This window comes from Amycolatopsis sp. La24, assembly GCF_029087445.1.
GTDB classification, from domain to species: domain Bacteria; phylum Actinomycetota; class Actinomycetes; order Mycobacteriales; family Pseudonocardiaceae; genus Amycolatopsis; species Amycolatopsis nivea.
This window is the reverse complement of the sequence record NZ_JARACH010000116.1, coordinates 1-11301: the sequence shown is the minus strand read 5'-3', so window position 1 is coordinate 11301 and position 11301 is coordinate 1. Positions and strand designations below refer to the sequence as shown.

Below are 11301 nucleotides of genomic sequence, written 5' to 3'. Positions count from 1 at the left end.
ATCCACAAAGGAATGACGATTCCATAGTTCCCCAACTCCGGGATTCAGCTATCATCGTCAAGCACCAAATACCCAGAGTTCCGCTCAGATTCGGGTAAAGTTGCGAGGAACTCTGGGGAAGTGGTGACCAGGAAGTTCTCCGTGGGCGAGGCCAGCGACTGGAACGCCACTCGCTGCGTCCCCGAGGACAACAAGCCCTGCCCGCGGTCGGCGGACAACAAGAACTGCCGCTCTCCGGCGGAAAGGTCGAAGGTCTCGGCGATCTCGTCGATGGCTTGGGGCGCCTGGCGCAACAACACCTGGGTGGCCGCGTTGCTCACGATGGCCTTGCCCAGGTCGCTGCCGAGCACGTCGGCGGTGTCCTGGGTCGCCACCGTGAGCCCGCACCAGTGTTTGCGGGCGGCTTTGGCCATCCGGAACAAGAAGCGGGCGCCTTCGGGTTGCTGCATCAGCAGCCACGCCTCGTCGACCACCACGAGTCGGGGCCGGCGGTATGCGGGGTTGGAGACGCGGCGCCAGACGGCGTCGAGCACGAGCAAGGTGCCGATCGGGCGCAGCTCGTCGGGCAGGTCCCGCAGGGAGAAGACCACGAGGTGCCCGTCCGGGGTGGCGGTGGTGGGTCCGTCGAAGAGGTCGCTGAACGCGCCGTCGACGAACGGGTGCAGCCTCGCCGCCAGATCGGCCGCTACCGCATTACCACCGTCACCGGAGGAGGCGAGCACGTCGCGCAGGTCGCGCAGCAGCGGCGCCGGGCGTGTCCAGGTCCGGGCGTCGTCGGTGATGCCCGCGTGGTGGTAGGTGGCGGTGATCGCGGTGTCGAGCACCGCGCGCTCGGCGGCGGTGACCTCGGCACCGAACAGGACGGCGAGCACGGCGTGCAGGAACAGGCTGCGCCGCTTGAGCGCGTCCTGCGGGGCGGTGCGCCGCCCGCGTGCGTCGGTGTGCACGGGCAGGTCGAACGGGTTCAACCTGACTCCGCCCGCGCCGAGGTGCACGTAGGTGCCGCCGACCTGGGAGGCCAGGCGGGCGTACTCGTCCTCGGGGTCGACGACGAACGCCTGCACCCCGTCGGAGGCCCACCCGTCCTCGTCGTCGCCGAGGTTGCGGTAGAGGCTGCGCAGCGTCTCGAGCTTGACGAAATAGCTCTTGCCCGCGCCCGACCTACCGAGGACGACGGAGTTGTAGTTGTCGCAGGCGAACCGATCCCAATGCACCAGCCCGGAGCTGCCGACGTTGTAGCCGTAGAGCACCCCGGACGGGGCCGAGGTGGTCGGGTCGGTCGGCGGCAGATCCGGCGAGGTGAACGGATACGCGGCCGACACGGCGGCGGTGTCGAATGTCCGCTTCAATCCCAGCGGGTCCAGCCCGAGCGGCAACGTGGACACCCAGCCCTGCAACGCCCGATACGTCGCGGGTTTCGCGTCCAGCAACAACGACGCGCACAACGACCGCAGCGCCGAGACCTCTTCGGCGAGCGCCTTCTCGTCCGGGGCGTGCACGGTCAGATAGAGCCCGAAGCGGAACAGGCGCCCGTCGCCGCGCGCGATGCGCCGCGAGAGGTCGGCGGCGTCCTCGGCGGCGGCGTCCACCTCGGGGTCGTCGAGCCGGTCATGGCGGGCGTTGTGCCGCCGGGACGACTCCAGCTTCGCGCGCTGCTTGCGCAGCCCGCTGGCGGCGGTAGCCGGATCCACCGGCTGGACGTGCACCGAGACGTCCAACCGCGCCGGGTAGGTCAACAGCGGGGCGAGCCACCCGGGATAGACCTCCTGCGGATAGCCGGTGACGCCGAACGAGGCGACGAACTCGTTGCCGATTTCCAGGTGTCGGGCGGCCACCGACAACGAGTCGGGAGTGAACGCCCCCGCCGACCCGGAACGGTGTCCGGGCGTGTGGTTTCTGGTGCGTGCCATGAGTGGTCTACCTGCTTTCGAGTTCGTCGTCGTAGTCCCAGTCCTCGTCCTCGGGCAGCCAGGGCCCCGCTTGCGACCGGCTGGATCGGGAGGTCGCCGGGCGGGAGGGTTCGGGGCCGCGAGTCGACGGGCCGCGGGGTGGGCTCGTCGCTGGAGCGCGGCGCCGGGATGACGGCGCCGTGGGTGTGCGCGTCGTGCGGACCGGGCGAGACGGCGCCGCGAGGTCGGTGTCGTCGGCGGGTTCGTCGGGGCCGTAGAGGTCGGTGAAGGTGGTGGTGGCGGTGACGACCTCGTCGGCCCCAGCAAGCCCCGCTGACGGCGGCAGGAAGGTGTCGGGGTTGCACGCCGCCGCCAGCACCCCGGTCGCGGCGGCGGCATCGAGCGGGGTGGCGACGATCCCGGCGGGGGAGAGCAGCTCCGTGGCCTCGCCGAGGCGGCGCACCAGCCGCTGCTCGGCCGCCTGCCGCACCCCGTCGTCCACCGACTGCTCGTCGCTGCGGCGCCGCCGCCACGGCAACATGCTCGACGCGGCAGCGGGCGTGGGACCGGTGCGCAGAGGTTCGCGCAGCACGAGCAGCACCTGGCGGCGCAGCAGATCCGCCTGCGCGGTGAGCTCGGCGAGGTAGTCCGCGTGGTCCCGCGCCGCGGCTTCCAGCGCGGGGTGCGGAAGCCCGCCGGCACGGGCACGCAACTCGGCGATCTGCGGTGCGAGATCAAGCCGTTCGGCCCGCACCAGGATCTGCACCGGCGCCGTCAGGGAGTGCAGGTAGCGGGCGAACGACGCGACGAGCGCCTCCTGCTCCCCGGGCGTACGCAAGGAAAAGTTCACAGTGCTGCACACGGCGATGACCGCGAGCCCGTCGGTGCCGAGGTCGACGATCCCGGCCTGCGCGCCGGTGTCGGCGACACCGCTGGCCGGGAGTTCCAGCGGCGCCGGAGACACCGGCTCGGCCGAGGCCGGGTGCCGCCCTCGGCCTCGTGTTCGCGCCTCGGATTTCTGGGCGGTCAGCCACGGCGGGGCCGCGCGCACGCCTTCGGGGGCGGCGACCCGGTGCCGAGGGGACAGGTGCTGCCGGAGGGCGGCGAGCGCGAGCTTGTCCAACGGAAGCCCGTCACGCTGCCCGAGGGCCAGCACGGTGACCGCGAGCCCCACCGGCACCGCGAAAATCAGGAACACCGGCAGCGGCACCAGAGACCGGGTCATGCTGTAGAGCCCGTAGAGCAGCAGCCCGGCGACGCCGAGGATCGCGAGTTGCCGGGCGGTCAGCGGCCCGAGTACCCGGTCCGGGCGGTCGACGTCGGCGGGCACACGCACTGGAGAAGTCATGGCGATGCGACCTCACTTCTTCTTCGGGCCCCGGCGACCGGGCAGGTCCAGGGGCAGGGGCAGTTGCGTTCCGGCTCGGCGCTTCGGTGGCGGTGCCGAGGTGCCCGGGCCACTGGCCGGTGGCGGCTTGGGCTTGGGTTCGCGGCGCACGCCGAGCGGCAGCGGGTACTGGCCCGAGGCCAGCGGCCGGTTTCCGGTGTAGGCATCCCGCGTAGGGCGGCGTGGGGCGCGGGCCGCGCGATTGATCTGGCCGGACGGGGTGATCAGTCCGGGCCCGGTCTGCCGCGGCGGCGGTGTGGGGTTGGCGAGGTCGTCGGCCACCGTCCGCCGAGGCGTGCGCGGTGGCGCGGGACGCAGGTGGATGGGCAGCATCCCGGCGTTCGGCGCCACCAACGCGCGGGGCAGGTGCGCGGGCGGGCGCGCGTTGCGGTTGATCCGCCCGTCCGAGGTGAGCAACCCCGGCTGCGACACCGGCGGCATACCGCCGCGCCGCTCGGCGAGATCGTCGGCCAGCGACCGGCGCCCGACCCGATCCGGATCCCGCCGCGTGGTGATCGGCAACCCGAGCTGATCACGCGGCAGCGCGCCCGGCAGCGAGTCCGGCGGTAGCGCCCGTGGGTTCGCCGCCACCTCACGCTCGTCCCCGGAGCCGCTCGTGGTGAACAGCGACATCTGCCCGGGACCGGGCCTGCGGTCCGCGCCGCTTCCGGTGCCTGGCAGCTCGCCGAGGTGCGGTGACCGACGTGGCGCGGGCCGTGTGCGGCGGACCCGCATCGGCAGCATGAACTGGCCCGAGCGCGTGGACGGCGGGTCCGCCGGGGCACCGCCGCCGCCCCTCCCGCGGGGGCCGCCGCCTTTGCCGCCTTTGCCGCCGAACAGGGAGCTGGCGCCGCCGAGCAGGCCCATCGTTTTGTAGGCGATCGCGCCGCGCACCAGCGAGCCGAGCATCGAGCGCCGCCCGCTGCTCATCGGACGCAGGCACCAGAACGGGATCTTGATCAGCACCCACATCAGCGCGAGGCACAGCAAGAGGTTGATCAGCCCGTTGAGGTTCGGGCCGAACACCGTGAACCCGCCGGGGGCGAAGAAGGTCCGCAACGCCACGACCATCGCCAGCGACTGGCCGACCTGGATGGCCAGCACCCCGCCGAACGCTTTCCACCACGCCTGCGCGATGCCCTCCGTGTGGGGCAGGGCGTGCCACATCAGCGCAATCGGCGCCGCCGCGATCAGCAGGATCGTCAGCATCACCCGCACGATGAACGTGATGAGCAGGATGATGATCATCACCGCGAGGGCGAAGCCGATGAAGATCAGCCACAGGCCGCCGCCGTTGAGCGCGCCGAGGACCATGTCCGTCAGCGCCTTGCCCGCGGCCTCCGGGCTGACGCCGGAGCCCATCACCGCTTGCGCGAGGGCGTTGGCGATCTGGATTGCCTTCGTCGCGATGAACAGCGACAGCGTTCCGGCGAGGAACCCGATGACAACGCGGGGCGCGATCTCCTTGATGGTGTAGCGGGTCTGCAGGGTCTCGTAGCCCATGACGACCATCCCGGCGACCAGGACGATGATCACGTAGACGGCGAGCAGGATCTGCCACGACTCGGTCCACAGCTGCCCGACGCTGGGCAGCGCGCTCGGCTCGGGCGTGGTCAGCAGGGTCTTGCCCAGCAACTCCAGCAGCGGGTTGAGCGCGTCGGTGACGACACCGCGAAAGAAGCTGTCGATGCCTTCGGTGACACAAGCGATCGGGTCGGTGAGGCCGCACTCGTCGGGCCGGTCTCCGTTGCCCGAGCCCGGCCCCGGAGTGTGCCCGGGGCCGCGTGGATCGATCGGAGTCGGCTGCGGAATGCAGTTCGGCCCTTCGCACGGTGCGGGCACCGACGTGGTCGGCGGAGGGGTGCCACCGAGCGGTCCGCACTCGGGCATCAAGGCACCCGGGAAACACGACACCGGCGGCTGCGACGGCGGCACGAGCGGGGTGCTCGGCAGACCCGACGGCTTCGGCGGCTGAGTGTTACTGGGCAGCATGCACGCGGGGTCGGCCGAGCCCGGGCCGCAACTGGGCTGCGGTACCGGAGGCAGCGGCAACACCGGCGGTTGCGCGGGCGCCAGCGGTGCGGCCGCTGCCGCTGGCTGAGATGTGGGCCCGGGTGCAGCCGAGGCGGTGAGTGCGATTCCGGCTATGGCCGCCAGCGGCGGCACCAGTACCGCGAGTGCGCGGGCCCAGCGCCGCCTGGGCATCCAGCGTCCCCAGCCGTCGCGCCCGCGACGGCGCCTCGCCGGGGCCGTGGGTGGACCGACCATGAGCCGCTCGTCGCGGCCGGGCCCGGTGCTCGCGCTGTCACTGCGACGGCCCGGATCGGTGGCGCGGGAAGGACGGACGATCGGCGTCGTCGTGGGGCGCCGAGCTGGGTCGCGTCGCCGGGCTGTGGGTGTGTGGCGATGTGCGGCCATGGCTCACACCCCGCCCACGATGCCCTTGAGGATCTCGACCACGAGCGGGGCGAGCGCGGCGAGCCCGAAGCCGATGCCGGCGGCTTTGAAGGCGCCCTTGGCCTTCTCGACTTCACCGGGGTCACCGGAGGCCATGAGGTAGCGCAGGCCGCCGATGGTGAGGAACACGACGGTGACCAGTGCGAGGATCCCCATGATCCAGTTGCGGATGTTGTTGAGGACCTGGTCGACGGTCTGGGCGAGCGCGACGATCTGGACGGTCTCCGCTCGCGCGACCGAGGACGTCAGCAGCACACCGGCGGCGACCAGCCACCCGATGAGCAGGACGACGCGGCGGCGGTGCGCACCGCGTCGTGGCCGCGCCGGGGTGGGCGCGGCCGTGGTGTCGGCGGAACCCGCGCAGCGACTCCCGGCGTGGTGCGCGGCTGTGGTCGTGGCCCGCTGCTGTGTCGTACGCGGTCGCGGCGTGGTGGCCGGGGAACCGGGACGGCTGGACGCGGTACGGCGTGCGGGTGGGCGGAGATGATGGCGGCGAAGGGGCGTCAGTCGCATGAGCGGACCTCCCGGCTGGTGTGCGCGGCCGGACCGGAGCTGGTGCGGCGGGCGCGGGAACGGCGGTCTGCGGGCAGGCGGGTCCCGCGCGAGGCAATGCGGGATTTCGGGCCGTTTTGCGACACGGTTCGGCGAACTTTTTTCTCCGGCACCGCTCCGCCCCTGGTCACGTTGCGTAACCTCGTGCGGCGGGTGCCGGTGGTCTGCTCGGTCCGGCGCGTGCGGGCCGGGCCGCGGCGCACGCGAGGCGGGGCAGGCGAGTCCGACTGTTCGGCCGGCGATGTCGCGGCGGCGTCCGCGGACTGCTCAATCAGGTAGGCGGCGAGGCGAGGCTCGGCGCGTTCGCGGATCTTCGCGGTCGCCTTGTAGGTCATGCCCCGCGCGTGCGCGGCCTCGGCCAGCGACGTTTCACCGACGCGGGTCTCGGAGATCAGGCCCGCCTCGTCGGCGGTGATCGCGCCGGCCCGCACCGCTGTGGCCAGCACCAGATCCTGGTGACCTTCCGGGCGCGGCGGCGGGGCGGAATCGAACACCAGATCCCCGGCCGGGATTGGGCCGCCAACGGCGTCGTGCAGCGCCAGCCGCCCCTCCCGGTAGGCCGCGTAGTACAGCCGCGCCAGGATCGCCGGCCGGATCAGATCGACCTCGCGCAGTTCGGCGAGGAACCCGGTCAGCACGGCGGCGTTGAGGTCGTGGGTGTCGCCGGTGAATCGGCGGGTCACGATCGCCGCGACCCGCAGCAGCACCGGCAGCGCCAGCCCGACACACGCCACCGTCCACGTGCCGCCCTCGGTGCGGGCACGGGTGATCAGATACGCCCACGCGGCGTCGCGCGTGGCCTGCGTGCAATCCTCGGCCAGCAGCATGGTGCCGAGCTCGTCCAGCGGCACCAGACGCGGCGGCAATCCCGGGATCTCGCGGCCGTCGACGCTGACCGGCTCCGGTCCGGTCACCAGCCACGCGAAGCTCGAGCGCGCCATCGCGAATACATCGGAGTCTTTGACGAAATCGGGATTGGCGCGCACGTAGTACACGCGTTCGGCGACCTCGTTTTCACGCGAGGGAAAATCCATGACAGCTCCCCTGGTAAATGCGACCGATTGGTGAGCCGTCAGCAAGCCATCGAGGGCGCCTCAAAACCGCCTCAAAAGCGCCTCAAAACCGTGCCAAAAGCGCCTCAAAAGCGCCTCAAACTATAGGTATGTGAAATTTCAATCACCGCCGCAAAAGGGGGGCCCGGCGGCGTTGTCGATCTTTGAGGCGCCTGTAATCAGTCCCCTGAACTGGGATGAAACGCCCCGTGGCACCGGTAGCCATGAGTAGCGACTCAAAGGCGGAGGGCGGTCGAGGGTCGTTGAGGCGCTCCGCGTGGCGACCGGAACAAAAAGTTGGATCGTCGCCGTTTCACCGGAAGCCGCTGACAGGGTTGTCATCAAGAAGTCCCATCTTAATTCCTTGCTCCTGGTTCGTCTTGGGGCTTGGCCGGAGAAGGGTGAAGCGAACATTTTCAAATTTCTCGGCGAGAGCGTGTCGCAAATTCGGGGTTTTCCCGGTATTGCCCCACGACAGCACGAACCAAGCCGGTCACCGCCCGGCTGTTCTCGTCCGAGGAGGACCTCTCATGGCCCAGCGTTCGCAGTCTCCGGATGGCCGTCCTGGTCGTCGTGGAGACTCGACTCGTCCGCCGCGCACCCGGCGTGGTGGCGACCGCGCTCCCTACCCCGGAGCCCGCTCTCGCACCACCGCGGCGGGTGCCCGGCCGACCCGCGCGACCTCGCGTCCCGAGGGCGCATCAGCACCGGCGCGCCGGCGCGCGACGACCTCGTCGGCGGCGCCGACTCCCGCCACGGTGTGGACGTGCGGAGCCGAACCGGTCGACGCCCACGCGGCATGGCCGGTGCCCATCGTCGAGACCATCACGGGGGCGTTCACCGACCCCGGCGCGCGGGTCGTTCTGGTCGACATCGGCACGGCGTCGACCACGGTCACGACCCCCGGAACAGACGGCGCCACGACGACCGGTGCCGCGTCGATGGACGCGGCGCGCGAGGCGGTGCGCGCACTCGGTCGCACCGCCGACACGCTCACTCTCGACCCGCGCACGGATGTCTCCGTCACGTCGTCGCGCCCGTTCTGGGCCGACCTGGTCACCGACTCCGCCGACCCATCCGCGGCCCTCGCAGGATCGCCGTCGATCCCGGCGCGCACCGGTGCCCTCGCGGGGTCGGGTGCGCCGGAATCGGACGTCGGCGGGCGTGCGGATCTGGTGCTCGTGTCGTTGCCCGCACACGCCGCCGAGACGGTGTCGCTGGACCGGCTCGCGCTGTTGGCGGCGGACCGGCTACGGCATGGCGGCATCTTCGCGGTGTATACGCACAGTGACTGGACGCGGGGGCGTTTGGTCGACCCGACCGGCGCGATCGTGGCCGCCGCGCAGCACGCCGATCTGCTCTACCTGCAGCACATCGTCGCCCTGCACACCCCGGTCCGCGAGGGCCGTCTGCACGCCGCGCCGAGCGCGGCGGTGGCCGCCGAGTACGACCGCGCCCGGCACCGCGCGACGGTGCGCGGGCTGCCCGCGCCGCACCTGCGCGTGCACGGCGACGTCCTTGCGTTTGCGCAACCGGCCGACTCTGCCGCGCCGCCACCCGAGACCGGTCCGGCGAGTGCCGCGCACGGGTACGGGCCCGCCGCCGGAGGCGGCCAATGACCCCGTCCTCGTCGCGTTCGCCCGAGCCCCTGTCGGTCGTCCCCACACCCGCGAAAGGCACCACGCTCATGTCCCACCAGCACCCTTCGGCATCGACCGGCTCCACCTCCCACGGCGGTGACGACCCGACCGTGCCGATTTCGCGCGCGCTCATCGAGGCCCTGGACACGGCCGGGCACACCACTACGAGGCAGACGAGCGCCCCGGCCGGGAGCGACCCGACCGACCCGACCGACCCGGCCGCCGTGACCGGGGTGACCGACGCGGGCGAGTTGCCGCTGTCGGTGTGGGCGACAGCGCAGACCTCCCCGGCCGCGCAGCGCAAGGGCCGCTACGTGACCGACTCCACCGCGCACCCGGCGAAGATGCTCCCGGCCGTGGCGGCGCACGCCATCCGGCAGTACACCCGCCCCGGCGAGGTGGTGTTCGACCCGATGGCCGGATCGGGCACCACCCTCGTGGAGGCGATCGACGCCGGGCGCCGCGCGGTCGGCGTGGAGTACGAACCGCACTGGGTCAGCGTCGCCCGCGCCAACCTCGAGCTGGCCCGGGAACGCGGGCACGACCACGACGGCGAGATCGTGCACGGCGACGCCCGCCAGCTTCCGTTCCTGTTGCCCGAGCGCTACCGGGGGCAGGTCGCGCTGGTGGTCACTTCCCCGCCGTACGGTCCGTCGACGCACGGGCAGGTCGTCACCGCCGGCACGGACTCACCGGACGGCAAGGTGCACAAGTACCACCACCGCTACGGCTCGGCGCTGGATCGCGGGAACCTGGCCAACGTCGGCCACCACCGGCTGCTGGCGGGGTTCACCCGCATCCTGACCGGCTGCGCGGCCGTGCTGCGCCCGGGCGGGCACGTCGCGATCACCGTGCGGCCGTGGCGCGAGCACTCGGAACTGATCGACCTGCCCTCGCAGATCATCGCCTGCGGCCAGGCCGCCGGCCTGGTCCCGGTCGAACGCTGCGTCGCCTTGCTGGCCCGGGTCGCCGACCGCGAGCTGGTCGCCCGCGGCAGCTTCTTCCAGCGCGACTTCATCCGTAAACAGCGCGAGCAGGGCCTGCCGTTGCATTTGATTTCGCACGAGGACGTCGTCGTGCTTGCCAAGCCCCTCGTGCCCCGCAGCACCTCGCTTCCGGCGTCGCCGGACGACGGTCAGGTCGCTTCGCGAGGAGGGGTCGAGGGTAGCGGGCGGTGGCAGGCGTGAGCACGCTCGTGCACTGCCGGGATTGCGGCTGGGACGCCCGCTATCGGCGTCCCGCCGCCGCCCGGCGCGCCGTCGCCCGCCACCGCTGCCCACCGCCGAACGCTGCCTCGGATCGGCGAGTCCAGGCGCGGGAGGCACACCATGCCTGAGCGCCACACCAAGGCTGTCGATCCGCTGCGGTTCGTCGCGACCGAAGGCCCGGTCATCGGGTCGCTGTGCACCGGGCTAGCCGGACTCGACCTCGGCGTCGCGTCCGTGCTCGGCGGCCGGATCGCCTGGTACTCCGAGGTCGATCCGCACGCCGCCGCGATCCTCGCCGCGCGGCTGCCAGACGTGGTGAACCTCGGCGATCTACGTGCGGTCGACTTCGCCTCCGTCGCACCGGTCGAGGTGCTCACGGCGGGGTTTCCGTGTCAGGACATTTCCGCCGCCGGTCGGCGCGCGGGTATCGAGAAAGGCGCTCGCAGTGGACTGTGGAGCAGCATCCTGGACGCCATTCGCGTACTGGGACCACGCCTCGTCGTCGTGGAGAACGTCGCCGCCCTCCGATGGAAAAACGGCGGCCTCGACCGTGTACTCGGCGGGCTGGCCGAAGCGGGGTATGACGCGGTCTGGCGTTGCGTACGAGCCGCCGACATCGGAGCCGCCCATCGGCGCGAGCGCGTGTTCCTGTGTGCCGTCCCCCAGCCGGGACGGGATGCGGATGATGCCGACGCCGCAGGCCCGCGACGGCGAGCCACGCGGTCCGGCCGATCCGGCGCGGCGCCGGGCGGGCGGGCATCAGGTGAACCTCAACGACGCGGTCGACTCGGTAGTGAAGCCGGGCCAGTTGTTGCCGACGCCGACGGCGGCGGACTCGCGGTCGGCGGCGATCCAGACTGTGACGAATCCGGGCCGTCCGATCCCGGCGGGGTGCGTGACGCTGACCGATTCGGTGCGGCTGCCGACTCCGACGGCCTCGGACGCGAAGAACTGCACCCACACAACGCACGACGGCGGGCCGTCCCTTCCCGACCGCGCACGCGCACTCAGCACGCCATCGCCACCGGCGAAGGAAATGTGTTGCGCAGCAACACAAATTCGGGGGGGGGGGGGGGGGGATTCGTAGCTGTCTTTCCCCGGTGGGGTGGGGGCCTG

General features: G+C 71.8%; 9 protein-coding genes. 3 read left to right on the top strand and 6 right to left on the bottom strand.

Annotated elements, in window-relative coordinates; genetic code table 11:
* Window positions 1-44: 44 nt before the first annotated feature.
* The 6 genes from PUT80_RS45490 to PUT80_RS45465 all read right to left on the bottom strand — a co-directional run bounded on the left by PUT80_RS45490 (window position 45) and on the right by PUT80_RS45465 (window position 8151).
* Complete coding sequence (locus tag PUT80_RS45490) at window positions 45-1910, bottom strand: conjugal transfer protein TraC (protein ID WP_144644217.1); 1866 nt, start codon at window positions 1908-1910, stop codon at window positions 45-47.
* 7 nt (window positions 1911-1917) lie between these two features.
* Window positions 1918-3237 (bottom strand): PrgI family protein, encoded by a 1320-nt coding sequence (locus PUT80_RS45485; protein ID WP_183127684.1) that lies wholly within the window; start codon window positions 3235-3237, stop codon window positions 1918-1920.
* A gap of 12 nt (window positions 3238-3249) precedes the next feature.
* Window positions 3250-5268, bottom strand: coding sequence for a type IV secretion system protein (locus PUT80_RS45480; protein ID WP_246370405.1), 2019 nt, complete (start codon window positions 5266-5268; stop codon window positions 3250-3252).
* 429 nt (window positions 5269-5697) lie between these two features.
* The gene (locus tag PUT80_RS45475; protein ID WP_101440869.1) at window positions 5698-6018 is read right to left on the bottom strand and encodes an MMCAP2_0565 family pilin-like conjugal transfer protein; all 321 of its coding nucleotides are present in this window, start codon (window positions 6016-6018) and stop codon (window positions 5698-5700) included.
* Window positions 6019-6236: 218 nt separating this feature from the next.
* Window positions 6237-7319 carry a hypothetical protein gene (locus PUT80_RS45470; RefSeq protein ID WP_101436262.1) on the bottom strand — a complete coding sequence of 361 codons (1083 nt, stop codon included), beginning with the start codon at window positions 7317-7319 and terminating at the stop codon, window positions 6237-6239.
* Window positions 7320-7962: 643 nt separating this feature from the next.
* On the bottom strand, window positions 7963-8151 hold the full coding sequence (locus PUT80_RS45465) for a hypothetical protein (RefSeq protein WP_101436261.1): 189 nt from the start codon (window positions 8149-8151) through the stop codon (window positions 7963-7965).
* On the opposite strand from PUT80_RS45465, the gene PUT80_RS45460 reads away from it, so the two are divergent.
* The 3 genes from PUT80_RS45460 to PUT80_RS45450 all read left to right on the top strand — a co-directional run.
* Complete coding sequence (locus PUT80_RS45460; RefSeq protein ID WP_229857917.1) at window positions 8144-8956, top strand: hypothetical protein; 813 nt, start codon at window positions 8144-8146, stop codon at window positions 8954-8956. The two genes, PUT80_RS45465 and PUT80_RS45460, sit on opposite strands and share 8 nt — an antisense overlap.
* Before the next feature lie 68 nt (window positions 8957-9024).
* Window positions 9025-10164 carry a DNA methyltransferase gene (locus tag PUT80_RS45455; protein WP_183127682.1) on the top strand — a complete coding sequence of 380 codons (1140 nt, stop codon included), beginning with the start codon at window positions 9025-9027 and terminating at the stop codon, window positions 10162-10164.
* A gap of 141 nt (window positions 10165-10305) precedes the next feature.
* A partial coding sequence (locus PUT80_RS45450; RefSeq protein WP_275295837.1) for a DNA cytosine methyltransferase occupies window positions 10306-11301 on the top strand: 996 nt, incomplete at its 3' end.